We start from the raw sequence: 23,209 nt of genomic DNA, 5'->3' as shown, positions 1-23,209 counted from the left end.
GGGACTATATTTTACAAAAATTACAAAAAGAGTGTAGAATCATTATTTTTTAACGACCCTTACACTCTTTATATTATGACTAATGACTTAATGCTTCACTAAGTTTTCCAGTCATTTTTTCAATCTCTACTTCAAATAGTTCTGTCTTCGGAAGAGCCGGGTAACCTTCTTTTTCAAATTTCCAATTTGGGTCCCCATATTTTTTCCAAAGTTGATCGTAAAACCATTCTTTTTTTACATCATCTATTATATGCTGAATTTTTCCAAATAGTACTACACTTGAATATGCTAATGCGGAGTGACAAGCATATTTCTTACCTGGAATCACTTGCCCCATTTCACTTACTTCAATAGATACTTGTTGATTTGCTTTAACATTTGACCAAAAATGACTTTCTCGTAAATTTCCTATATGGATATAAAGTTTATTTCCACCTTCATAAACGTAGACAAAAGGTATGACATAAGGGTATCCATCTTCCCCAACTGTTGCTACATGCGCAACTTTACCTACCTTTAATAAATGTTCAGTATCTTCTGCTGATATTTCTCTTTTTTTATTATTTATTATTCCTTTCAACATCCCCATCTCCCTTCATAAATATATATTCGAAATACATGTTTATTTTCCTCTAATTTCGGCAAAATTTTTCATTTACATTTGTTGGTTGATGATATTTCGTAAATCAATTAATTATGGTAATATAAACTTGGAATTCATTGTTGTAGGGGGTAAGGTTAATGGGAAGTAAAGTACAAAGATTAGATGCAAAAGTCACTCCTGAACGAGTGGAAGAAGGTTTATTAGAACGTGATCGTTTAATTTTACAAATTATCATTAGTGTCCTAGATGAAAAACAAATTCTAGAAAAGCACATTTTAAAAGAGCGCGTAGCTAACTTAATTGAACTTGCTGATCACGATGACGAACTAAAAGAAACAATTCACGCTTTACTAAACAGAATTTAATATTACTTAATTCTCCAAGACGTACATAGATTTCATTATGTACGTCTTTTTTATTTTAAAAATGATTCATTGAGGAGGGGCATATGAAGATTGTTGCATTTATTGGTAGCTCAAGGGTCAATGGAAATACGGAATATTTAACCGATGTGCTATTAGAAGGTCTTGATTATCGGAAAATATATTTAAAGGATATATTAGTGAAACCCATAGAAGATATGCGTCATACAGAAGAGGGTTTTTCTGTTGTAGATGATGACCACGACTCCATCATTGAGGCAATTTTAGAAAGTGATATTCTTGTATTTTCAACACCAATCTATTGGTATAGCACATCCGGCTTAATGAAAAATTTAATTGATCGTTTTAGCCAAGCGATTCGAGACGAGCGCTATCCGAATTTAAAGGAACATTTACAAAAGGTAGAAAACTATGTAGTTGCAGTTGGAGGGGATAACCCAAGAATTAAAGGGCTCCCGTTAATCCAACAATTTAAATATACATTCGATTTTTTAAAAATGACTTTCACTGGTTACGTCATTGGTAAAGCCAGTAGACCACAAGAGATATTGAAAGACAATGTGGCATTGTCTCAAGCTGAACTGATGAATCAACAGATTAAACAGTTAATCCAATCTAAAACGCTTAATTAGTAATTTTGAAATAGAATAAGGAGGTGCATTGAAATGCCACCTCCTTGCTTACTCTTCCCCTGTTATTCTAATTGGTGGAGTGTTATTGTATAAAAATGTGGGAACAAAGTTTGTATCATCTTGAGTTCCAGCAAACTCTTCATCCAACTTCATATTTACCTCAGTTGTTGTGTTTACTTCATCTGTATGTAATTCGTAAACACTATTCATTTCCTCATTTAATTTTAAGTTTGCTTCTACAGCTTCTAATTGTTTTTTCGGGTCCTTTTCCTTCATCTTATCATCTCCTTTTCAACTTAGTTTGAGTAAGTTTGAGATAAAAATCCCTGAAAATTGGACAAATATTTCTCTTTGGACAAACATACAATTTCATTAGTTTCGATTATTACAATTAGGAGATGACCCTTTGGAAAGTGCACTTCTTTATATGGTTTTATTGCGTATTTTTTCAGGTAGTGTTGAAATTACTGCTGCAGGGCTAATGTATAAGTTAAATGACCTTGAAAAAGCGTTAACAGTTAATACAATGCTCGCTCTAGTTGGACCAACTATAATGATTATTACTACAGGTATCGGAATATCAGGGTTAGGTGATCGGATATCTCTAGGTAAAATTATTCTCTTAATGACAGGTATCGCATTAATCTTAATTAGTATGCGAATGAAATAAATGGCCTGGCAAGATAAATAGAAACTTTTAAACTAATCAACTATATCTAGTTCTATTTAAACCAGCCTCTCCACCAGAACCAAACAAGCATGAGTACGCCGATGACTACCATCATCCCTAATGAAATAAAGTACCCATAATCCCAAGTAAGTTCAGGAATATGTTTAAAATTCATGCCATAAATCCCTGCAATAAATGTTAATGGTGCGAAAATTGAAGTAATGATTGTGAGTGTTTTCATTACTTTGTTTGTTTGGTGAGAATTTAATGACAAATAACTATCACGAATGTCGGCTGTCACTTCTCTATTTGTCATAACCATTTCTGAAAGTTTTAATAGATGATCATAAATATCGTTAAAATATTCTCTTCTTTCTTCCACTCTATTTAAATTTAAGTGATGCGAATTTAACATACGATATAGTAAGTCACGCATCGGATTTACAATATGGAGTAGGTTTAATAGCATGTTTCTCGTTTCAAAAAGGTCATCCATTAACTGATCCATCGATTTTATTTCCGTTTTTTTAATCATTGATTCAAGCTCATCTTCAATTTTGTATACAATAGGGAAATAGTTATCGACAATTTTATCTAAAATCTCATAAAATACATAATATGGATCCCACTTCTCCAAATTATCTTGGGCTAATAGTAAATTCCAAACCTTCGTAATTTCCAAGGAAGGTTTTTTATGAAACGTTACGATATAATTCTCACTTATAAAAAAATCAACTTCATCTTTTTTAATTTCATTTTCTTCTTCACGAACAGCATGGGTTACATAAAATGTATATTCCCGATAATAATCTAGTTTTGACCGTTGAAACTCTTGAACGCAATCTTCTATGGCTAATGGATGAAAATGAAACGTTTTTGATAAATGTTTAATTTCATCTTCGGTTGCTTCGCTAAAATCAACCCAGTACCATTTAAAAGAAAGTAAATCTACGTTCTCAATTGAATTATTCTTTTCAAGATGAAGATCATTCGTAATACCAATGAAGTAAATCATTGCCGCAATACCTTTCTTTTTATTAACATTCTCATTTTTGATACTCTTTGTAATTTCATTGTTAACAAGAAGGTGCTATTTTAAGCGGGCATTCAATTTGGATCATGAATTATTTTTATTTGTGTAATAAAAAATGACCATCTCAACCAAGTATAGAAAGGTTGAGATGGTTATTTATTTACTTATTATTTAAGGTGTCGTTTTCTACAACGTATTTGAACTTAGTAAGTTTGTTATGCCAGAATTGTTCGAAGTAAGCTAACCAATCTTTTAGCTCTTTTAATGATTCCGGTTGTAACTCATAAATTTTTTCTTTCCCTTGTTTTTTTCCAGAAATAAGACCTGCTTCTGCTAATATATTTATATGTTTTACTACAGCCGTTCTGCTTATGTCAAAATGTGAAGCTAGTTCAGCAATAGATTGATTTTTATTCGATAGTAATTGAAGTACTTTTCTCCTTGAGGGATCTGCAATTGCCTGAAAAACATCATATTTTTGTTGCTCAGCATTCATTACCCTTCAACCACTTGTTTAAATTTCTTAACAATTCCTGCCCATCCGTTATTCATTGTGTCACGAATAGCAGATTGTGGTGCTTTAGCTTTAGGCACGATCGTTTCTGCTTCTTTCCATCCACCGTGGATCACGGTAAATTCAGTTCCGTTTTCAACTTCTTTTAATTGAAACGTAGCGATCCATCCATCTGTATCCCACATAAATTTTATCGTATTAGGTTCGTCCACTTCAATTACTTTACAAGGTGATGGCCCAAATGGCGATTGAATTGTAAATTCAAATCCTTCTTCTGCCTTAAAGTCGCTAGGCATAAACCATTCTGCAATTCCTTCAGCGGTTGAAATATAATTCCAAACTTTTTGAATCGGTGCTTGTACAAAAATCGATTGTACTATGTCAGGTAATGTATTTTGATTGTTTGTCATTAAAATTGGCTCCTTTAGCTTAATATATAACCTTTTGGTGTTACGTATTATTATATATAACCAAATGGTGTTATGTCAACAAACACTACCTGACCACTTATCTGCTATTTTGAACCACTTATCTTGATTTCATTTACTTCCATATATTTCTTATTCTATAGTTGACTCATAGGAGGTCATCGCGATGAAAATTGAGCTATCTATAGATCCAACCTGTAAAGAACCAAAAATTTTAATTATAACAAATGAAGTAACAGATGAAATTACTGAACTCATGAGAATTCTTTCCCCAGATTCATTAGACCGAGTTTCCGCCTATACACATCGAGGAGTTAAAATCGTTGAAATTCAAAACATCATTAGAATTTATACAGAAAATAAAAAGGTACTCATACAAACAGCAAATGGGGTGGCGGAAGTGAAGCTACGTTTGTACAAACTAGAAGAAAAGTTAAATCCAAAACAATTTGTACGTATCTCAAACTCTGAAATTGTTAATATCAATGAAATTACCAATATGGATATTAGTAAAACCGGAACAATTGGCGTAACACTTAGTGGCAATATACACACCTACGCCTCAAGACGTTATGTTTCAAAAATAAAAAAACAGTTAGGATTGTGAGGTGTTTAAGATGAAAAAGGAAATTTTGAAGCGAATTGGCGTTGGTGGATTTAGTGGACTACTCACATGTCAAATTGTATTGATTTTTATTTCACTAGGTATTGGGAATGGGAGATTTATTGCTGTATCACCTAGTTTCGAAAAGTTAATTAATCACGAAGTACTAGCTTTCATTTTACAAAATGTTGGTTTTGCTTTAATTGGTATTACGTTTGCTCTTTGTGGTCTATTTTTTGAAATCGCTCGATGGAGTATGTTGAGACAATATTCTATGCATATTGGAGTTACGAGCGTTGTGTGGATACCGATTGTCTTTATCATTTGGCCCCCACAATCCATTTGGAATATCTTAATACTAATTTTCAATTTTATGGTACCTTATGTCATTACCTGGTCAATTCAATATAGAGTTTCTAAACGAGATATCGAACAGATTAATGCATTGATTCAAAATCATAAGAAAGGACTGAAAGTAAATGATTGAGATTCGAGAATTAACGAAATCATTTGGTGAACGTGTAGCTGTCGATCATCTATCGTTATCCATTGAAAAAGGTGAATTTTTTGCACTGCTAGGTTCAAATGGAGCGGGTAAAACGACAACGATTAAGATGATAAGTGGACTTCAAACTCCGACGAATGGAGATATCATCATTGATGGCATGTCCATTTTTTCAAATCTACAACAATCCAAACAACTGATGAATATTTCACCTCAAGAAACTGCTGTTGCACCAAATTTGTCCGTAAAAGAAAATCTCGAATTTACAGCTAAAATTTATGGTTTTGATAAAAATGAAGCAATCATAAGAGCTGGAGAAATGATGGAGAAATTTAGCTTAACGGATCGTGCAAAAGCGAAGGCTAAGACATTGTCTGGTGGGTTGCAACGAAGATTAAGTATTGCAATGGCAATGATTTCAAACCCGCGCATCGTCTTTCTTGATGAACCTACACTAGGATTAGATGTTCGTGCAAGAAGAGACCTGTGGAATATTTTGCTCGGGCTAAAAGGTCAAATGACAATTATTTTAACGACACATTATTTAGAGGAAGTTGAGGCTTTAGCGGATCGAGTTGGAATTATGCATCATGGAAAGTTATGCGCGCTTGGTACGGTTGATGATTTGAAAGAGCAATATAATAAAAACTCTTTAGAAGAAGTCTTTCTTTCTGTTACTGAAGAAATGGAGGTATTGGTATGAGTTCACTACATTTTGCTTCAAGAAATCAAAAGGAAATACTCCGCGACCCACTTTCATTAGTCTTTGGATTTGGTTTACCCATTGTACTTTTATTTTTGTTTTCCATCATGCAGAAAAATTTGCCTTATGGTTTATTTCAGATTGAGCATTTAGCCCCTGGCATTATCGTATTTGGTTTTTCATTTTTAACTCTGTTTTCTGGAATGTTGTTAGGGAAAGATCGTGGAAGTTCATTTTTAATGCGTTTATTTGCTTCACCCCTTAGTGCGAAAGATTATATTATTGGTTACCTTCTTCCGATGCTACCGATTGCTTTGTTACAAATCATTGTCTGTTTAGTAGCAGCAAGCCTCCTTGGACTCCCGTTTAATTCAAATAGTTTACTCGCGATCATTGTACTATTACTTATTTCTATTCTATTTATTAGCTTTGGTTTATTATTTGGAACACTATTTACCGATAAACAAGTCGGTGGAATCTTCGCCTTATTTGTAAATGTAACTGCCTTTTTAAGTGGTATTTGGTTCAGTTTGGATTTAATTGGCGGAACTTTTAAAACGATCTGCTACCTTCTACCCTTTGCACATGCCGTTGATGCAGCAAAAGCAGCCTTTGCAGGGAATATTCATGACATATGGGGATCTTTATTTGTAGTCATTGGGTATACAGTTGTGATTATGGGGATTGCTATTGTGATTTTTCGGAAGAGAATGCGATCCTAAAGTAATCATTTCATATAATCGAGTGCTCAAGGACAGATTCTTCGTTTTTTTCGAATTTCTGTCCTCGAGAACCACTCTCGTGGACAATTTCTTCACTTTTTTCGAATTTCTGTCCTCGAGAACCACTCTCGTGGACAGTTTCTTCATTTTTTTCCGATTTCGTCCTCGATACCCATTCTCGTGGACAATATCAGCGACTTTTTCAGATTTCTGTCCTCGAGAACTCTCTATTGGTCTGCCGATTCAACCTTCCCTCAACGTTTAACTATTATTTTCAACCATTTGAGGGAGTACCTTCTCTTTATACTTTTCTTTATACTTCTCTAGTATTTTACTAAATTGGGCTGCTAACACTTGTTGGAATAGCATCCCAAACACAACTGGCATAACTACTTTTGACGGGAAATACGTTGTAGCAATGACAACACCAACAGCTATATTTCTCATACCACCTGTGAAAATAAAGGTTGTTATAATACTAATGTCTTTCCAAAGAAAATGACCTATTAATAGACACAATGCATAACCTGATACCGCTAGTACAAATACAACTACAATGATCCATAAAATTTCCCAGGACATATGCTCAAAATAAGGCGCAATGGCACTACTATTAATCATAATGATAAGGAATAGGCAAATCTTCTGGAATGGTGCCAGTGGTTTACCAATTTTATCTACAACTTTCCCCTTAGTCAGTTCATTAAGGACTACACCTGCAATGGAAGGTAATACTATCATCCATAACAAATCAATCATGATAGAAGTAGTATTAATAGAAACTGCTTCTCCGACTACAAAATGTAATAATGTTGGTACAACAAATGGAGCAATTAATGTATCTATTAATATAATTGATAGTCCAAGAGCAAGATGTCCCTTACAAAAACTGACCCATATAAAACTTGTGACCCCAGTTGGAATTGCAACAGATAATACAAACCCAATTGTTAATAAATGATCATGGAATACTAAAGTTGATACAAAATAAGCCCAGAAAGGCATAATTATATGTAAAAAAGCTATTGTAAATAAAATGACCCACGGATACTTTGTAAAACTAGTTAAACCTTTAAAATTTAAACTTAAGCTACTTAGAAAAGTCATTATGGCAAATATCCAAGGTACTAAAAATAGTAGTTGATTTCCAATATCAGCAATAAACACACCAACAATTAAAGAAAGTGGTGTAAGTATTGGCATATACCTTTGAAGCCAACTATTGAGACTCTTTAACATAGTGATCCTTCTTTCAATATGAAATCTCTTAAATTCAAAACATTTTAATAGCTATTGTACTCCTATTTTATGAAAGAAGAAATACGCTGGCTGTAATAAGTAGCGAATGCTATCAAGTTTAACTTCTTTTTTCCCAATATTTGAACTCCATAGTTTGATAGGTTAGAATATTAATCATCTTAGAGAAGACAATATGTTGTTTCTAAATCTATTTAAATAAGAAAGAATACGAGGTAACTGCATGATTTTACGATTTTTCTCTTACTACAAACCACATAAACGGTTATTTATTATCGATTTTAGTAGTGCAATTATCGTAGCTATTTTAGAACTTGCCTTCCCAGTAGCGGTACAATGGTTTATCGATGATCTTCTTCCTACTGGAGAATGGGATACAATCGTGAAGGTGAGTATTTTATTACTACTTACGTATGTTCTTAGCACGGTATTAAATTTCATCGTTAACTATTTAGGTCATAAGCTGGGAATTAATATTGAAACTGATATGCGCCAACAGCTTTTTAACCATTTTCAAAAACAATCCTTTTCATTTTTCGATAATATGAAAACTGGACATGTGATGAGCCGAATTACAAACGATTTATTCGACATTGGGGAATTTGCACACCATGGTCCTGAAGATTTCTTCATTGCCATTATGACCTTCATTGGTGCATTTTCAATTATGTTCACAATCAATCCAACGCTCGCCCTAATCATTCTTGTAATGGTGCCATTCCTAATTTGGTTAATTACATTCTGTAACAAGAAAATGAATCACGCTTGGAAGGATATGTACAGTAAAATTGCCGATGTGAATGGACGAGTGGAAGATAGTATTTCTGGGATTCGCGTAGTCAAATCATTTACAAATGAAGATTTTGAAACAAAACGTTTCAGTAAACAAAATGGATTTTTCCGTCAAGCAAAGCTATACGCATATAAAATAATGGCAGGTACCCACTCTAGTATTTATATGATGACTCGCCTTTTAACACTTATTGTTTTAGTAGTTGGTGCGTGGCTAAGTTACAACGGGCAACTTTCATACGGAGAATTTGTAAGTTTTGTTTTATTTACTAATGTTCTAATTAAACCAATCGATAAAATTAGTGCATTGTTAGAGCTATATCCTAAAGGTATGGCTGGTTTTAAACGATTTACTGAAATGTTAGATACTATGCCCGAAGTTGCCGACAAGCCAAACGCTATTGCTGTGTCAAAGTTAAACGGGGATATTACATTTGATAAGGTGTCATTTAGCTACGAAGGGAATAAGAAAGTATTAGACAATATTACCTTTGAGGTGAAAGCTGGAGAAACTGTTGCTCTTGTTGGGCCATCTGGTGCTGGTAAAACAACCATTTGCTCGCTTATTCCGCGCTTTTATGACGTCGAAAGTGGTTCCATTTCAATAGATGGTATTGATCTTCGTGAAATGACTCAGCACTCTTTACGTAAACAAATTGGAGTTGTTCAACAAGATGTCTTTTTATTCACTGGTACTATTCGTGAAAACATTGCATACGGTCAGCTAGATGCAAGTTTTGAAGATATTAAAAGTGCAGCTGAAAAAGCTCACTTAAAAGAGTTTATAGAAGGGTTACCGGATGGTTATGAAACAGAAATCGGGGAACGTGGCTTAAAATTATCAGGTGGGCAAAAGCAACGACTAGCAATTGCTCGTATGTTTTTAAAGAATCCACCTATTCTAATTCTGGATGAAGCAACCTCTGCATTAGATACAGAAACAGAGAAAATTATCCAAACATCATTAAACGAACTTGCTCAAAATCGAACAACATTAATCATTGCTCATCGTCTATCAACAATTCGTGATGCTGACCAAGTACTAGTCATCACACCGAAGGGTATTGAAGAGCAAGGTACGTACAATGAACTGGTTGCAGCTAAAGGAATTTTTGCAAATCTACACCATATTCAATATCAATAAACTATAATTTAAGGGCGTTATAAAAAGTAACTTTTTATAGCGCCCTTTGATTTTTATTTATAACTTTACGGATCTTGTAGCATAAAAGGTTGGTACATTATGCTCGTGTAGTTTACCACTACCGTTAGTATCATGAATGATATCTGTAAGGATAAAACCTGCCTTTAATTGTCCTCCAATTTGTTCCTCAATAGTATGAGAAAATTGGATTCCCCAATCGTTTTTTACGCAATCGTCATAAATTTGCTTGTCTTTTAAAGGGTTGAAGGGGAGTTTGTACGTTAATGTTGTTTCATCTTCACCAAACAGGTAGTTGATTCCATTATCTAATCCAGATAGTAGTATCCCACCTTTCTTTAACACTCTATAACATTCTTTCCATATTGGAAGAACATCTTCAACATAGCAATTAGAAACAGGATGGAAAATTAAATCAAAGGATTCATCTTCAAATGGTAACGGTTTTGTCATATCAGCTTTTACTAGATTAATGTCATAACCTTCTCTTTCTGCTACTTCTTTTTCACTTAACAATTGCTTTTCAGAGTAATCTAATACCGTGCAATCTGCACCTAAGGCAGTAAAGATAGGCATCTGTTGACCACCACCAGAAGCTAAACCTAACACTTTCGCGCCGTTCATTTCACAAAACCATTCTTTTGGTACTTCTTTAGTAGGTGTAAGTACAACAGACCAATCACCACTTTTTGCTTTTACGAAAGTTTCATGGCTAATTGGTTGCCCCCACTCCCAACCTTCTTCTACCCATTGATCGATTGTTTTTGAATTGATTTCTGTATATTTATTGCTCATCTGCCAAGTCTCCCTCAAAAATAAATTTAAACTCTTAGCGAACCACGGAATCCTCTAACACCATAGTAAGAGTCCGCTCCGTTATGATACGTAAAAACAGTATCATAGCGACGATCACAAAAAATAGCGCCACCGAGCTTTCTAATGTTAGCTGTTGTTTGAACCCAGCTAGATGTTTTCTTATCGAATTCTCCAAGTGTTTGTAGCTCTCGGTATTCCTCTTCCGTTAGCATTTCAATACCCATTTCATTTGCCATATCCATCGCAGAGTTTTCTGGTTTATGCTTTTTTCTTGCCTCCAATGCCTCACGGTCATAACAAATGCTTCTACGGCCTTTCGGTGTTTCTGGTGAACAATCATAAAAAACATATTCATCTGTTTCTTGATCATAGCCAACAACATCCGGTTCTCCACCTGTGATTTCCATTTCATTGAGTGACCACAGTTTTTCAGGATTTGCATCTAATTTTTCTTTAACTTTTGCCCATTCAATTCCTTCGTGGCGGTTCATGTTTTTCTCAAATCGTTCTTTCAATGTGCTAAGTAATTCTTCACGTTGTTCTTCGGATAATAGTTTAGTATTCTCAGTCATTATTGCTACTCCTTTTTCTTTAAAATAGGATTTAACTATAAAAACCATATCATATTTCCATAAGCAAATAAAAACATTGTCAACGCTTCTTAATCCCCTCTTATTAAAGGATTTCCTTTCACTTTGAGCAGATTAATAATCAAAACTTTTCCTCTAGATTAAAAGAGCCAGTCACCCAAACAATTCTGATCGTTCAGAATCGAATGAGTGCCGGCACTAATATTAGCTATTTACTGGGATTTTTGTATAATCAACTGCACCTTTTTCAACTAAATGACAAGCTACTCTTTGACCGTCGGAGACTGAATTTAAAACAGGCTCCTCTATTGCGCAACGTTCCATTTTGTAAGGACAACGTGTATGGAATCGACACCCCTTTGGTGGATCAATAGGCGATGGAACATCCCCTGTAAGAATAATTCTTTCTCTCTTTTCTTCTTCAAAATTCATGCTTGGAATAGCAGATAACAATGCTCTCGTATATGGATGTTGTGGATTTTCAAATAGAGATTGCGTATCACTAATTTCCACAACCTTCCCTAAGTACATTACAATTATTCGATCCGAAATATGTCTTACTACCCCTAGATCATGGGAAATGAACAAGTATGTTAATTGAAACTTTCGTTGAAGCTCTTTCAATAGATTTAGAACCTGTGCCTGGATGGACACGTCGAGAGCGGAAACTGCCTCATCACAAATAATTAGCTTTGGATTAACAGATAATGCACGTGCAATTCCAATTCGTTGACGCTGACCGCCACTAAATTCGTGTGGGTATCGATCAACCTGATGAGCGCCAATCCCAACAGTTTCAAGAAGTGAAATGATTTTCTCACGACGATCTTTACTGCTTGTTCCTATATTCTGTATTTTTAATACTTCCTCAATAATTTGACCAACTGTTTGACGAGGATTTAAAGAAGCATATGGGTCTTGGAAAATAATCTGTAAATCCTTTCTTTTTTCACGCATCTTAGACTTATTTAAAGAAAGTAGATCCTCTCCATCAAAATTAACCTCACCAGCTGTCGGTTCATCAAGTCGAAGGATAGCTCTACCAGTAGTAGATTTTCCACATCCTGATTCTCCCACGATACTAACTGTCTCACCCTCGTAAACTTCAAAACTAATATCATCAACAGCCTTAACATGGTTTACTGTTCTGCCAAGGACTCCTCCCTTAATAGGGAAGTATTGTTTAAGATTTTTAACTTCTAATAGTGGCTGTTTACTCATGAGTTTGATGCCACCTCCTCTTCTTGCTTCTCCCATACATCCGTATGTATCCAACAGCGGACCTGATTTCCATCGTCCATTGTTTTCAATTCCGGTAACTGGTTATGACAGATATCTCTCGCATGAGGACAACGAGTTGCAAATCGACATCCTTTAGGTAAATTGAACGGACTTGGTACGGAACCTTTAATAACAGGAAGATCTCCTTCATAATGCTGATCATGCCTTGGAACAGAATTTAACAATCCAATTGTATAAGGATGTTTCGGATTCGTAAGAATCGTCTTTACATCCGCGTACTCAACGATTTTCCCGCAATACATTACGGCCACTGTTTCACACATCTCGGCTACTACCCCAAGATCATGGGTAATGATCATGAGCGATGTACCCAATTCTTTTTGGAGTTTTCGAATTAGGTCAAGAATTTGAGCTTGTATCGTAACATCCAATGCTGTTGTTGGTTCGTCAGCAATTAATAATTCAGGATTACACGCAAGTGCAATGGCAATCATAACACGCTGCCTCATACCACCTGAAAGCTCAAATGGATACTGTTTTACACGCTTTTCAGGGGAAGGAATTCCAACAAGCTTTAGCATTTCAATCGCTTTTTCTTTAGCTTCTTTCCTGCTTAACTTTTGATGAATTCTTATTGATTCAGCTATTTGCTCTCCACATGTCATCGTCGGATTTAGAGAGGTCATTGGCTCTTGGAAAATCATTGAAATATTATTTCCCCGAATTGCTCTCATTTCCTTCTTTGACTTTTCAAGAAGGTTTTCACCTTTAAAAATAATCTCACCGTTTACAATTTTGCCAGCCGGTTCTTGGATAAGTCTTAAGATTGATAGAGAGGTAATACTCTTTCCAGATCCAGACTCACCAACTATTCCTACTGTTTTTCCTTTTTCTATAAAGAAATCGACACCATCAACAGCTTTAACTTCTCCTTCATCAGTGAAGAAGGACGTACAGAGATTCTTCACTTCTAAAATATTATTATTTGATTTAGACATCCTTTTCACCGCCCTTAGTTCAAGTCAATTCGTTTGTTTATTAATCGGTATGCAATATCTACAAGGAAATTCACTAATACAAAGGCTACTGCACAGACTAATATTGCACCCTGCACCATTGGGAAATCTCGCGCTTTAATCGCGTCGACTACTAAACGACCAATACCATTTACTGCAAAAACTGTTTCTGTAATAACAGCACCACCTAGTAATGTACCGAATTGAAGCCCTACCACAGTTACAACTGGAATTAATGCATTACGTAGTGCATGCTTATAGACTACTAATCTTTCACTTACCCCTTTTGCGTGGGCAGTTCGAATGTAGTCATTATCAAGAACTTCTAGCATACTTGAACGTGTCATACGAGCGATAATAGCTGCCCCACCGGACCCAATTGTAATGACCGGCAACACCATATGTTTCCACGATTCCCACCCTACAATTGGGAACCAACCTAAATTTACTGAGAAGAAATAGATTAACATAATTCCTAGCCAGAAGTTAGGCATCGACATCCCAAATAAAGCAACAATCATAAGGGATACATCCGCAAAAGAATATTTTCTTGTCGCAGAAATAATCCCAGCTATAAGGCCAAATATAACTGCTAGCACAGTTCCCCAAAATGCCAGTTCAATTGTAATCCATATACGACTATCAAAAATCTCATTTACAACCGGGCGATTCGTACGAATGGAAGTACCTAGATCGCCTTGAATTGCGTTACCAACATAACGCAAATATTGTTCATGTAAAGGGTCATTCAACCCCAAGTTTTCCCTCATTTGCTCGACTTGTGCTTCATCCGCTCTTTCTCCGGCCATAATTTGAGCTGGGTCTCCAGGAATTAAGTGCATCATTAAAAATACTGCTAACGTAACACCAATCATTACCGGAATGATTTGAAGAAACCGTCTTATAATAAATGTAAGCATCTACTCACCTTCCTTCATTACTTTTTAGTTTTCGGATCTAGAGCATCACGTAGACCATCACCGAATAAGTTAAAACCAACAACAACTAACAATATGACTAATCCTGGGAATAGCGTTATATGTGGAGCTTGGGCAAGATACGAACGTCCATTTGCTAACATTGTCCCCCACTCAGGAGTAGGCGGTTGTGTACCTAGACCAAGGAATGATAAAGCACTTGCTGTAATAATTGCAGATGCTATATAAAGAGTCGCTTGTACAATAATTGGTGAAGTAATATTCGGAAGTATATGTTTGAATATAATACGTGAATCACGTGAACCCATTGCCCGTATCGCATCAACATATTCGAGTTTCTTCACACCTAAGGTAGATCCACGAACAATCCTTGCAAATGTTGGTACAGCAAAAATTGCTATTGCGATGATTGTGTTTGCTGTACTTGGACCTAATATACTGATAATTGCTAACGCTAAAAGGATTCCTGGGAATGCCAAAAGGACATCACAAAATCTCATAATCAATGAATCTATCCATTTTCCGTAATATCCTGCTACAATACCCAAAACTACTCCAACAATTGCTCCTAATAACGTTGATAATATACCGACAGTTAAAGAAATACGCGATCCATATAAAAGTCGGCTTAAAATATCTCTTCCTTTATCATCTGTGCCCAGCCAGTGCTCAGCCGAAGGACCTTGGAATTTTTTACTCATTTCAATATGAGTTGGGTCATAAGGTGCAATCCAGGGAGCAAGAATTGCTAAAATAAACACTGTTAAAACTACTATTGCACCAGCAATGGCAGCTTTATTTTTAGCGAGCTTTTTCATAAAAGCTAACCAACGGGATTTCTTTACAGGCTTCTCTGTTAGAGAAATGTTAATATTTGGCTGTAACTGTTGTTGTCCCAATTTCTAATCATCCTTTCTATCAATCTTCTAATGACGTACTTTTCAGTCTTTTTAAAAAATAGCGACTCCTCAAAATTTTACAATATTTCTACGCCTTTTAAAACATAATATTAGAATAATTTTACAAAACTTATATAATACTGTAAGTTTTTATATACTTTTGTCAACTTTACATCAATTTTACAAAACTTCTAAAAATAGTTGTTTTTTCATAATTTTTTAACTATTATAAAAATACACGTATTAATTTCGTGTATATCACAATTACCAAAGATAAAAAATTGGGGGGTATATTAAAAATGAGTAAGCGTTTGTTTCAACTACTATTGTTAACACTTATTCTAGTGTTAGCTGCGTGTAGTACAAACCAAGGTAGTACGGATACGAAAGACACATCTTCTGATAAAGAAGAAGGTAGTACTACTACAACTACAGAAGAAACAACAACTAGTGGCGGTGGAGAGTTAGTATTTGTTACTCCTTCTGATGCTCCAACACTAGATCCACACGGTGTAAATGACACTGCTTCTAATAACGCGACTACACAAATTTATGAGCGTTTAGTGGATTATGCTGCAGACGGTTCAATTGTTCCGTTATTAGCTACTGAATTTAGTGCTCTTGATGAAACAACTTGGGAATTCAAATTACGCGAAGGAGTTAAGTTCCACGACGGTACTGACTTCAATGCTGAAGCTGTAAAAGTAAACATTGAAAGAATTACAGACCCTGAGTTTGCTTCTCCAAAAGCTTTCATTCTTAACACAATTGAAGAAGTAGTTATTGTAGATGACTATACAGTTCATTTAAAAACTTCTTCACCATTTGCTCCACTACCAGCTCACTTAGCTCATAATGCTGGTTCAATTATCGCTCCTTCTGCAATTGAAGAAGAAAACAATGGCGGTAAAACTGTAGATGAGAACCCAATAGGTACTGGTCCATTCAAACTTAAAAACTGGAACCGCGGTGCTGAAATTTTATTAGAGAAAAATAATGATTACTGGGGCGAGCCTGCAAAGGTTGACGGCGTGAAAATCGTTGTTGTACCAGAACAATCTACTCGTGTAGCTATGCTTGAAACTGGTGAAGCTAACGTAATGTTAGTTGGTGCTTCTGACGTTGCTCGTGTTGAAGCAATGGATTCCGTTGAAATCGACCGTGTTAGAGGTACACGTATGGACTATGTTGGTTTTAACGTAACAAAAGCTCCATTTGATAATGTGAAAGTACGTCAAGCAATTGCAATGGCGATTAATAAAGACGATGTTGTAAATGGTATTTTAGATGGTCAAGGTGTTGCTGCTGTTGGTCCTCTTGCTCCGACAGTTGTTGGTAACTACCAAGGTTTAACTCCACTTGAGTATGATGTGGAAGCAGCTAAAGCATTATTAGCTGAAGCTGGTTACCCAGATGGCTTTGAAACAACACTTTATGTAAACGATGGAAGCCAAGAACGTGCTGATATCGCTGAATTAACTCAAGCTCATTTAGCTCAAATTGGTATCGATGTAAAAATCGAAGTAATTGAGTGGGGTGCATTCTTAGAGCAAACTGCTGCTGGTGACCACGAAATGTTCATCTTAGGATGGACTACTGTAACAGCTGATGCTGACTACGGTTTATATGCTTTATTCCATTCATCTCAATTCGGTTCTCCTGGTAACCGTTCTTTCTATAAGAACGAAAGAGTTGACGAGCTTCTTGACTACGCTCGTTCAGAATCTGACCAAGAAAAACGTAACGAAGCATACAAAGAAATCTCTGAAATTTTAGTAGAAGAAGTACCAATGGTTTACCTTCAACATCCAGACTTCGTTCATGGTATGAACGGAATTGAAGGATTGTTCGTAAACTTCAGTGGAACTCCATTCTTTAAAGACGTTACATTTAAATAATTCTAGTAATATATAATTTGATTACTAGCTTATAAACAAAAAGCCCTTGATCACTCATTAAGTGTATCAAGGGTTTTTTGTTATCTTAGAAAAAAGTTTCTTAAACACTTAATGGAATAACTAAAAAACTCGATCCCCAAAGGAATCGAGCATTATTACTTTTATTCGAGTTGTTTTAATACAAAAAAGTCGGGAACTCTGAACTGCTAAAACCTGCATTCTTACGTTATGTGAAAGCATTCACAAAAATAAAAGTCGGGAACCGTGTTTTTTTCTACTGTACAAAAAAGTCGGGAACTGCGAATGTTCAATCCAATGTTACCATCGACTATGATCTTGCAATAACAAAAAGACTTTATCCAAATTAACATGATAAAATATTTGTTATAAATAAAAACTACTTCGCATTATAAAAACCATACTTACAACATATAAATAGACCCAATACAATAAAATGGGGCGAATCTATTCGTATAGATTTATTGAGAATTTACTTTTGTACGCTGTTGCTCAAGTACACGACTTTTTTGTCATTCAACAAAGGGTTCTCCAATTGGAGAACCCTGGAAGAAGCATCAGGGGGATTGAACCCTGAGCCGATGCCTAAAAATCTAGGCTGGATAATACATAGTATATGTTTGCTATTATTAATTGATACATAAATAAAAGAGACTGCTATAAAAAGCAACCTCTGGAAAAGCTCTATTAAGAGCCGATGCCCCATCTAACAGAGGCTGGATAAATATCTTCATAAACAGAATAACATGTTTCCGTTCATATGTAAAGCAATTGTTAGAGATTATAACCCTAATTGTCCTTTTAACAAACGGCTTATTTCGTTCATTTTTGTTTTTTTAACTTTTCCAATTCTTATCCCTAGACGTGCTTTATCAAGGGTCATGATATTTGTTATAACAATTCGTGATGGGTCTTTATCAATCTTTCCCCATTCTAAATCGTCATTAGTTAACTTTTCATAAATTGGTCTTTTCCCTTTGTTCCCATCACCTTCAATTGGTAATACGTTAACCTTTTCCGCCAATTTATTCCCTTGGTCATTTTGCATTATGATAACAAGGTGGTTTCCACTCAATTCACTTCCAATATTTTCGCCTATTTCAGCGTTAAAAATTTGTCCTCTTGTTGGTCGAATTGGGTGTTGTTTAAGTTTGTTTTTATCCAACGACTGAAGACGTTTGTTTTCCTTTGAATTATAATGAAGCTTTATCAACAATGGAATATTCTTAATTAAATCAATCGTTTTTTTAAAGAAAGGCTTTTTTATTTCAGGAAAGATACTATTTAGCTCGTTAATTAATTTATCTTGATCTTTCTCATCAATTATTGCTTCCTTTTCATACTCTCTTTTCGACAAGATGTTTTTCCTCCCTTTAATTCCCATCATTTATTATAATTGAAAATAGTTAATACGCATATATTTCTTTCTCATTTTCCTATTTTCTGTGACAACAAAAATGCTCGATCCTAATAGACCGAGCATTTTTGTTTTATATTCTTCAACTAGACAACCTGGTACTCGACTTTTTATATCCTTGTTATTGGAATCAAGTGAGACAAGGAGAGATATAACGCAAGATAAAACAAAATAAATATTTAATTTTTTACATGCAAAAATTGAGGAAATTCTAGAATCTAACTTCACAATGAGTTATAACCGCTTGGATGACGAAACAAGGAACTTCCATTAAATAATCTAAGCTAGCCAATATTAATGAGAACTATCTTGGTTTATTTTTTACTACTCTTTAACTCTCAATAATCTCAAACTATTTAGTACAACGATCAGTGTTGCTCCCATATCAGCAAAGATTGCTATCCACAATGTAAGCCATCCAGGTATCACTAATAGCAATGCAACTAATTTAATCGCTAAAGAGAAGGTAATATTTTGCTTAATAATCATTAATGCCTTACGGCTTAATTTGATCGTATATGGCAATTTGCTTAAATCATCCGACATTAACGCAATATCAGCCGTTTCGAGTGCCGTATCTGTACCTGCACCACCCATTGCAACCCCAACTGAAGCCGCTGCAAGTGCAGGTGCATCGTTTACCCCATCTCCAACCATTGCGACACTTTGATGTTTTTCACGAAGTTTTTTAATAAAGTTTAATTTATCTTCTGGAAGTAAATCTGCTTGAATATCTGAAACACCGACTTGTTTTCCGATTGCTTTTGCGGTTCTCTCGTTATCACCTGTCAGCATGACTGTTTCGATTCCAATATGATTCAATTTATTAATAACTTCTTTTGATGTTTCTCTCATTTCATCTGCTACGGCGATTAATGAAAGTATTTCTTTCTCGGTCCCTAACACCATAACCGTTTTTCCTTCTGTTTGCATACGAGTAATATTTTCTTTGATGTTGCTTTCAATTGTTTTGTGCAATTCTTCAAACAGATTTGGACTTCCGACATAATACATTTGGTCATTTACTTTCGCTTTTACACCTTTGCCTGTAATCGATTGGAAGTCTTCAACCGATACACCATTAATATCCAATCTTTTTTCTTCTGCTTTTCTGATAATGGCAGAAGCAAGTGGATGTTGCGATCCTTTTTCAATCGCTGCCGTTATGATCATTAATTCATTTTCATTTCCGCCATATGTCACAATATCTGTTACAGCAGGAATACCTTTTGTTAATGTTCCAGTTTTATCAAACGCAATCGCTTTTAAGTGTCCTGCTTCTTCTAAATGAATGCCACCTTTAATTAACACGCCATTTTTTGCTGCATTTCCGATTGCAGTTACAACGGCAACTGGGGTTGAAACAACTAACGCACAAGGACAACCAACGACTAATACTGCTAACCCTTGATAGATCCACTGGCTCCAATCTCCACCGAATAATGGAGGAATAACCGCAATTAATAACGCTAAAATTACAATAGCTGGTGTGTAGTATTTTGCAAATTTATCAACAAACGCTTGAGAAGGTGCTCGTTCTGCCTGTGCTTCTTCCACTAAATGAATGATTTTTGATAGTGTTGTATCTTCTACTCGTTTTGTTACTTTAACTTCAAGCAATCCTTCTTCATTCAGTGTTCCAGCGAATACCTCATCATCAACTGTTTTTGTTACAGGAACACTTTCTCCCGTAATTGCCGCCTGATTTAATGTGGACGTTCCTTTGATAACGATTCCGTCCATCGCTAACTTTTGACCAGGTTTTACGATCATAATGTCATTAACTTGAATGTCGTCAACATGAATCATCATTTCTTCTTTTCCACGGCGAATTAATGCTTCTTTTGGAGCAATATCCATCAACGATTCAATCGATTGACGAGCCTTATCCATTGAATAACGCTCTAATGCTTCACTGATCGCAAATAGAATTACAACGGTTGCCCCTTCGCCCCATTCACCGATGATGGCAGCTCCTATTATGGCAATTGTCATAAGTGTATTCATATCAAACTTTAATCTACTTAGATTTTTAAGCCCTTTAATGAAAAGTGAATAGCCACCAATTAAAATAGACGCTGCATAACCGATTGTTGGAAGGATATGTTCTTCTCCGTATTGCTCCCCTAAAAACCAACTAATCACAAGCAATATCGCTGAAATATAGACCTTAATATTCTCTTTTTGCTTCCAAAATGGTTCGCGTTCCACTTTTTGCTCTTTCTCGTCCCGAATCTTTAAATTTTCAAATGCTCCCGCTTTTTCTAGTTCCTCAATCGTTGCATTGCCTTTCACATACACTTTAGATGCACCAAAATTGACCTTTGCATCCTGGACACCTGGCAAATCTTTAACGTTATTTTCAAAAATGGCTGCACAATTTGTACAAGTAAACCCTTGAACACGATAGGTTTTCATTTCTTCTTCAGATAGTTTTACTTGTTTTTCAGACATTTGCTTTCACCTCTTTCTGATGTGCTAAAGCAATTACGATTAACTGTTTGACATGTTCATCATCCAGTGAATAAAACGCTAATTTTCCTTCTTTTCGATACTTTACAATCCCTTGTTTATTTAATGTCCTTAAATGATGAGAAGCCGTTGCAACAGAAGAACCAATAACATTAGCAACATCACATACACATAACTCATCATCTTGACATAAAGCATAGGAAATTTTTGCTCTATTTTCATCTGCAAGTGCTTTAAACAATTGGGCAACACTAGAAAGGTCTTCTTTTTCTAATTCCCCTTGTATTCGATTGACTTTTTCCTCGTCATAACAATAAACCTCACAAGAATCTTTCTTACTCATTAATATCCCTCCTTGTTATTCAAATATTCATTTGAATATATTATAACCCTTTTTCATTATTATTCAAACATTTATTTGAATGAAATCAAAAACGCTTGGATAATAAATCCAAGCGTTTTAATTAAAATAGGAATGAGAACAAAGCATTGAATGTCCCATTTTCATACATGATATAGACTCCTAATCCTATAAAGACAATTGGAACAATCCAACGTTCATACTTTTCTATTTTTTCCGATACGAATTCCACATTTGCTAAACGATAGCCAACGTAGAGTAAAACCCCAATCATTATTAAAAAGACAATAATAGAGACAATGATCTCGGTCCCATTTAATGTCGTGAAATACGGTACATAAATGGAAAAGTCATCCGCACTGGAAGACAATACAATAAAAGTGACTGTTAGAAATAATTGATTAAATCTACCTGATGAAAATAAGGACAACATGCTGCTTTCATCTTCATCTTCTTCTCCTTTAATCCAAACCTTTATTCCTAAATAAATGGGTAAAAGCCCAAGAAGTCCTATGACCCATTGTTGAGGGATCAAGTTGGCGACACCTAGAGAAACTAAAAGACTTGCTCCTATAACAATAATCGTTCCAAAATACTTTCCAATCCAAACGTGTTTTTCCTGTCCTTTTTTTATTTGCGAAAACAATAGAATTAAAATAACAAGATAATCAATCCCTGTCGCTACATAAATAGCTGCAGCTGTAAGTATTGTTGTTATCATTTATTCCCTCCACTCTTTAAACAAAGGAAAGACCCGACACCCTTTGAAATAATTCTTTTTTGTTCTAAAATGTCGAACCCTGTTTCCTCCAGTTGATGAGTAAATTCATCCCATGTAAAGTAGGCTTCTGGTGGATGATCTAATTTAAAATAAGTGGCAAAAAAATGAGAAGCATCTTTATTCAAATCTTCGACTAAAAGTACCCCACCTGGTTTTAATACTCGATAAAGTTCTATAATTGCATCTTTCCATTGAGGAATATGATGGAGGATTCCGAAAACAAAAACAGCATCAAACTTATTGGAATCTAAATGTGTTTCTAACACGCTGCCAACAAAGAAATTTAAATCGGGATATTCTTTTTTCGCTTTATCAATTTGCGAAGGCATGATATCAAATCCTACAAGTTCAGCAGGACGAAATTCTTGAATCAGCTTTGTACTGTATCCTGATCCACACCCTGCGTCCAATACTGCCTTTCCCTCTAAGGAAAAATTATGCCTATCTAAAAATTCCTTAAAGGTTTTAAGTTCAATGCTTTTTTGCAACCAGCGTCTTATTGGATTGTTCATCATATAAAACTCAATTTTATTTAACTCCATATATTACCACTCCCCTCATTCAAATATTTATTTGAATATATTATAACCCCTTTTCATTATTAATCAAACATTTATTTGAATGACTATCAAATGAATAATGACTTTTCAACCATAAGTAAATCACTAGTGAAAAGGAGAATATCGTAAAAAATTAATCCAAATTAGAAAAAAAATGTTTTTATAAAGAAGATGTCCAGAAAGGAGAATGTA

26 protein-coding genes are annotated in these 23,209 nt (G+C 35.1%); 9 read left to right on the top strand and 17 right to left on the bottom strand.

Annotated features, from left to right (window positions below; genetic code table 11):
* Positions 1-79 precede the first annotated feature (79 nt).
* The gene (locus tag CRO45_RS14015) at positions 80-583 is read right to left on the bottom strand and encodes a pyridoxamine 5'-phosphate oxidase family protein (RefSeq protein ID WP_235864602.1); all 504 of its coding nucleotides are present in this window, start codon (positions 581-583) and stop codon (positions 80-82) included.
* 158 nt (positions 584-741) lie between these two features.
* Between CRO45_RS14015 and CRO45_RS14010 the strand changes: the two genes are divergently transcribed.
* Together CRO45_RS14010 and CRO45_RS14005 are read left to right on the top strand one after the other, a co-directional pair.
* The gene (locus CRO45_RS14010) at positions 742-969 is read left to right on the top strand and encodes a phosphate-starvation-inducible protein PsiE (protein ID WP_097150253.1); all 228 of its coding nucleotides are present in this window, start codon (positions 742-744) and stop codon (positions 967-969) included.
* A gap of 83 nt (positions 970-1,052) precedes the next feature.
* The gene (locus tag CRO45_RS14005; protein WP_097150252.1) at positions 1,053-1,619 is read left to right on the top strand and encodes a flavodoxin family protein; all 567 of its coding nucleotides are present in this window, start codon (positions 1,053-1,055) and stop codon (positions 1,617-1,619) included.
* A gap of 48 nt (positions 1,620-1,667) precedes the next feature.
* On the opposite strand, the gene CRO45_RS14000 is transcribed toward CRO45_RS14005, so the two are convergent.
* Positions 1,668-1,895: a hypothetical protein gene (locus CRO45_RS14000; protein ID WP_097150251.1), complete on the bottom strand. Its 228-nt coding sequence runs from the start codon at positions 1,893-1,895 to the stop codon at positions 1,668-1,670.
* Between the two features lie 130 nt (positions 1,896-2,025).
* On the opposite strand from CRO45_RS14000, the gene CRO45_RS13995 reads away from it, so the two are divergent.
* A complete protein-coding gene (locus CRO45_RS13995) occupies positions 2,026-2,289 on the top strand; it encodes a DUF2619 domain-containing protein (RefSeq protein WP_408057153.1) in 264 nt (87 codons plus the stop codon).
* A 52-nt stretch (positions 2,290-2,341) separates the two neighbouring features.
* Here CRO45_RS13995 and corA read toward each other — a convergent pair whose 3' ends face one another.
* The 3 genes from corA to CRO45_RS13980 form a co-directional block, all read right to left on the bottom strand.
* Positions 2,342-3,304: a magnesium/cobalt transporter CorA gene (corA, locus tag CRO45_RS13990; RefSeq protein WP_097150250.1), complete on the bottom strand. Its 963-nt coding sequence runs from the start codon at positions 3,302-3,304 to the stop codon at positions 2,342-2,344.
* A 178-nt stretch (positions 3,305-3,482) separates the two neighbouring features.
* Complete coding sequence (locus tag CRO45_RS13985; RefSeq protein ID WP_097150249.1) at positions 3,483-3,818, bottom strand: ArsR/SmtB family transcription factor; 336 nt, start codon at positions 3,816-3,818, stop codon at positions 3,483-3,485.
* Positions 3,818-4,246, bottom strand: coding sequence for an SRPBCC family protein (locus tag CRO45_RS13980; protein ID WP_097150248.1), 429 nt, complete (start codon positions 4,244-4,246; stop codon positions 3,818-3,820). Before CRO45_RS13980 ends, CRO45_RS13985 begins: the two co-directional genes overlap by 1 nt.
* Positions 4,247-4,430: 184 nt before the next feature.
* Between CRO45_RS13980 and CRO45_RS13975 the strand changes: the two genes are divergently transcribed.
* Genes CRO45_RS13975 through CRO45_RS13960 form a run of 4 tightly spaced genes read left to right on the top strand, consistent with a single transcriptional unit; the run spans position 4,431 to position 6,798 of the window.
* The gene (locus CRO45_RS13975) at positions 4,431-4,871 is read left to right on the top strand and encodes a LytTR family DNA-binding domain-containing protein (RefSeq protein ID WP_097150247.1); all 441 of its coding nucleotides are present in this window, start codon (positions 4,431-4,433) and stop codon (positions 4,869-4,871) included.
* 10 nt (positions 4,872-4,881) lie between these two features.
* Positions 4,882-5,355, top strand: coding sequence for a DUF3021 domain-containing protein (locus tag CRO45_RS13970; protein WP_097150246.1), 474 nt, complete (start codon positions 4,882-4,884; stop codon positions 5,353-5,355).
* Positions 5,348-6,076 carry an ABC transporter ATP-binding protein gene (locus tag CRO45_RS13965; RefSeq protein WP_097150245.1) on the top strand — a complete coding sequence of 243 codons (729 nt, stop codon included), beginning with the start codon at positions 5,348-5,350 and terminating at the stop codon, positions 6,074-6,076. Before CRO45_RS13970 ends, CRO45_RS13965 begins: the two co-directional genes overlap by 8 nt.
* A complete protein-coding gene (locus CRO45_RS13960; protein WP_097150244.1) occupies positions 6,073-6,798 on the top strand; it encodes an ABC transporter permease in 726 nt (241 codons plus the stop codon). The genes CRO45_RS13965 and CRO45_RS13960 overlap by 4 nt, the downstream gene beginning before the upstream one ends.
* 261 nt (positions 6,799-7,059) lie before the next feature.
* Here the strand turns inward: CRO45_RS13960 and CRO45_RS13955 are convergent, their stop codons facing one another.
* Entirely contained in the window at positions 7,060-8,037 is a 978-nt protein-coding gene (locus tag CRO45_RS13955) for a bile acid:sodium symporter family protein (RefSeq protein WP_097150243.1), read from the bottom strand.
* Between the two features lie 241 nt (positions 8,038-8,278).
* On the opposite strand from CRO45_RS13955, the gene CRO45_RS13950 reads away from it, so the two are divergent.
* Positions 8,279-9,991, top strand: coding sequence for an ABC transporter ATP-binding protein (locus CRO45_RS13950; protein WP_097150242.1), 1,713 nt, complete (start codon positions 8,279-8,281; stop codon positions 9,989-9,991).
* Positions 9,992-10,048: 57 nt separating this feature from the next.
* Here CRO45_RS13950 and CRO45_RS13945 read toward each other — a convergent pair whose 3' ends face one another.
* From CRO45_RS13945 to nikC, 6 genes are all read right to left on the bottom strand, one after another.
* Positions 10,049-10,804 carry a class I SAM-dependent methyltransferase gene (locus CRO45_RS13945; protein ID WP_097150241.1) on the bottom strand — a complete coding sequence of 252 codons (756 nt, stop codon included), beginning with the start codon at positions 10,802-10,804 and terminating at the stop codon, positions 10,049-10,051.
* A 26-nt stretch (positions 10,805-10,830) separates the two neighbouring features.
* Positions 10,831-11,397 carry a DUF4256 domain-containing protein gene (locus tag CRO45_RS13940; RefSeq protein WP_097150240.1) on the bottom strand — a complete coding sequence of 189 codons (567 nt, stop codon included), beginning with the start codon at positions 11,395-11,397 and terminating at the stop codon, positions 10,831-10,833.
* Positions 11,398-11,619: 222 nt separating this feature from the next.
* Complete coding sequence (locus CRO45_RS13935) at positions 11,620-12,636, bottom strand: ABC transporter ATP-binding protein (RefSeq protein ID WP_097150239.1); 1,017 nt, start codon at positions 12,634-12,636, stop codon at positions 11,620-11,622.
* On the bottom strand, positions 12,633-13,655 hold the full coding sequence (locus tag CRO45_RS13930; protein ID WP_097150238.1) for an ABC transporter ATP-binding protein: 1,023 nt from the start codon (positions 13,653-13,655) through the stop codon (positions 12,633-12,635). Before CRO45_RS13930 ends, CRO45_RS13935 begins: the two co-directional genes overlap by 4 nt.
* Positions 13,656-13,669: 14 nt before the next feature.
* Positions 13,670-14,593 carry a nickel ABC transporter permease gene (nikB, locus tag CRO45_RS13925; RefSeq protein WP_097150237.1) on the bottom strand — a complete coding sequence of 308 codons (924 nt, stop codon included), beginning with the start codon at positions 14,591-14,593 and terminating at the stop codon, positions 13,670-13,672.
* A 17-nt stretch (positions 14,594-14,610) separates the two neighbouring features.
* Positions 14,611-15,510 (bottom strand): nickel transporter permease, encoded by a 900-nt coding sequence (gene nikC / locus CRO45_RS13920; protein WP_408057152.1) that lies wholly within the window; start codon positions 15,508-15,510, stop codon positions 14,611-14,613.
* A 299-nt stretch (positions 15,511-15,809) separates the two neighbouring features.
* On the opposite strand from nikC, the gene CRO45_RS13915 reads away from it, so the two are divergent.
* On the top strand, positions 15,810-17,408 hold the full coding sequence (locus tag CRO45_RS13915; RefSeq protein ID WP_097150236.1) for a glutathione ABC transporter substrate-binding protein: 1,599 nt from the start codon (positions 15,810-15,812) through the stop codon (positions 17,406-17,408).
* Between the two features lie 799 nt (positions 17,409-18,207).
* Here the strand turns inward: CRO45_RS13915 and CRO45_RS13910 are convergent.
* The 5 genes from CRO45_RS13910 to CRO45_RS13890 form a co-directional block, all read right to left on the bottom strand.
* The gene (locus tag CRO45_RS13910; RefSeq protein ID WP_235864601.1) at positions 18,208-18,783 is read right to left on the bottom strand and encodes a type II toxin-antitoxin system PemK/MazF family toxin; all 576 of its coding nucleotides are present in this window, start codon (positions 18,781-18,783) and stop codon (positions 18,208-18,210) included.
* 384 nt (positions 18,784-19,167) lie between these two features.
* Entirely contained in the window at positions 19,168-21,297 is a 2,130-nt protein-coding gene (locus CRO45_RS13905) for a heavy metal translocating P-type ATPase (protein ID WP_097150235.1), read from the bottom strand.
* Positions 21,290-21,658 (bottom strand): ArsR/SmtB family transcription factor, encoded by a 369-nt coding sequence (locus CRO45_RS13900; protein WP_097150234.1) that lies wholly within the window; start codon positions 21,656-21,658, stop codon positions 21,290-21,292. Before CRO45_RS13900 ends, CRO45_RS13905 begins: the two co-directional genes overlap by 8 nt.
* A 121-nt stretch (positions 21,659-21,779) precedes the next feature.
* Positions 21,780-22,397, bottom strand: a complete 618-nt coding sequence (locus CRO45_RS13895) for a CadD family cadmium resistance transporter (protein ID WP_097150233.1) — start codon at positions 22,395-22,397, stop codon at positions 21,780-21,782.
* Positions 22,394-22,999: a class I SAM-dependent methyltransferase gene (locus tag CRO45_RS13890; RefSeq protein ID WP_097150232.1), complete on the bottom strand. Its 606-nt coding sequence runs from the start codon at positions 22,997-22,999 to the stop codon at positions 22,394-22,396. Before CRO45_RS13890 ends, CRO45_RS13895 begins: the two co-directional genes overlap by 4 nt.
* Positions 23,000-23,209 lie beyond the last annotated feature (210 nt).

This window comes from Ureibacillus acetophenoni, assembly GCF_900220965.1.
In the GTDB taxonomy this organism is placed as follows: domain Bacteria; phylum Bacillota; class Bacilli; order Bacillales_A; family Planococcaceae; genus Ureibacillus; species Ureibacillus acetophenoni.
The sequence above is the reverse complement of the archived record's forward strand: the minus strand, read 5'-3'. Positions and strand labels throughout refer to the sequence as shown.

Excerpts from the sequence above, each read along its gene's own strand:
- CRO45_RS14015 (WP_235864602.1), bottom strand. The coding sequence starts at position 583 with ATGTTGAAAGGAATAATAAATAATAAAAAAAGAGAAATATCAGCAGAA.
- CRO45_RS14010 (WP_097150253.1), top strand. The coding sequence starts at position 742 with ATGGGAAGTAAAGTACAAAGATTAGATGCAAAAGTCACTCCTGAACGA.
- CRO45_RS14005 (WP_097150252.1), top strand. The coding sequence starts at position 1,053 with ATGAAGATTGTTGCATTTATTGGTAGCTCAAGGGTCAATGGAAATACG.
- CRO45_RS14000 (WP_097150251.1), bottom strand. The coding sequence starts at position 1,895 with ATGAAGGAAAAGGACCCGAAAAAACAATTAGAAGCTGTAGAAGCAAAC.
- corA (WP_097150250.1), bottom strand. The coding sequence starts at position 3,304 with ATGATTTACTTCATTGGTATTACGAATGATCTTCATCTTGAAAAGAAT.
- CRO45_RS13985 (WP_097150249.1), bottom strand. The coding sequence starts at position 3,818 with ATGAATGCTGAGCAACAAAAATATGATGTTTTTCAGGCAATTGCAGAT.
- CRO45_RS13980 (WP_097150248.1), bottom strand. The coding sequence starts at position 4,246 with ATGACAAACAATCAAAATACATTACCTGACATAGTACAATCGATTTTT.
- CRO45_RS13975 (WP_097150247.1), top strand. The coding sequence starts at position 4,431 with ATGAAAATTGAGCTATCTATAGATCCAACCTGTAAAGAACCAAAAATT.
- CRO45_RS13970 (WP_097150246.1), top strand. The coding sequence starts at position 4,882 with ATGAAAAAGGAAATTTTGAAGCGAATTGGCGTTGGTGGATTTAGTGGA.
- CRO45_RS13965 (WP_097150245.1), top strand. The coding sequence starts at position 5,348 with ATGATTGAGATTCGAGAATTAACGAAATCATTTGGTGAACGTGTAGCT.
- CRO45_RS13960 (WP_097150244.1), top strand. The coding sequence starts at position 6,073 with ATGAGTTCACTACATTTTGCTTCAAGAAATCAAAAGGAAATACTCCGC.
- CRO45_RS13955 (WP_097150243.1), bottom strand. The coding sequence starts at position 8,037 with ATGTTAAAGAGTCTCAATAGTTGGCTTCAAAGGTATATGCCAATACTT.
- CRO45_RS13950 (WP_097150242.1), top strand. The coding sequence starts at position 8,279 with ATGATTTTACGATTTTTCTCTTACTACAAACCACATAAACGGTTATTT.
- CRO45_RS13945 (WP_097150241.1), bottom strand. The coding sequence starts at position 10,804 with ATGAGCAATAAATATACAGAAATCAATTCAAAAACAATCGATCAATGG.
- CRO45_RS13940 (WP_097150240.1), bottom strand. The coding sequence starts at position 11,397 with ATGACTGAGAATACTAAACTATTATCCGAAGAACAACGTGAAGAATTA.
- CRO45_RS13935 (WP_097150239.1), bottom strand. The coding sequence starts at position 12,636 with ATGAGTAAACAGCCACTATTAGAAGTTAAAAATCTTAAACAATACTTC.
- CRO45_RS13930 (WP_097150238.1), bottom strand. The coding sequence starts at position 13,655 with ATGTCTAAATCAAATAATAATATTTTAGAAGTGAAGAATCTCTGTACG.
- nikB (WP_097150237.1), bottom strand. The coding sequence starts at position 14,593 with ATGCTTACATTTATTATAAGACGGTTTCTTCAAATCATTCCGGTAATG.
- CRO45_RS13915 (WP_097150236.1), top strand. The coding sequence starts at position 15,810 with ATGAGTAAGCGTTTGTTTCAACTACTATTGTTAACACTTATTCTAGTG.
- CRO45_RS13905 (WP_097150235.1), bottom strand. The coding sequence starts at position 21,297 with ATGTCTGAAAAACAAGTAAAACTATCTGAAGAAGAAATGAAAACCTAT.
- CRO45_RS13900 (WP_097150234.1), bottom strand. The coding sequence starts at position 21,658 with ATGAGTAAGAAAGATTCTTGTGAGGTTTATTGTTATGACGAGGAAAAA.
- CRO45_RS13895 (WP_097150233.1), bottom strand. The coding sequence starts at position 22,397 with ATGATAACAACAATACTTACAGCTGCAGCTATTTATGTAGCGACAGGG.
- CRO45_RS13890 (WP_097150232.1), bottom strand. The coding sequence starts at position 22,999 with ATGGAGTTAAATAAAATTGAGTTTTATATGATGAACAATCCAATAAGA.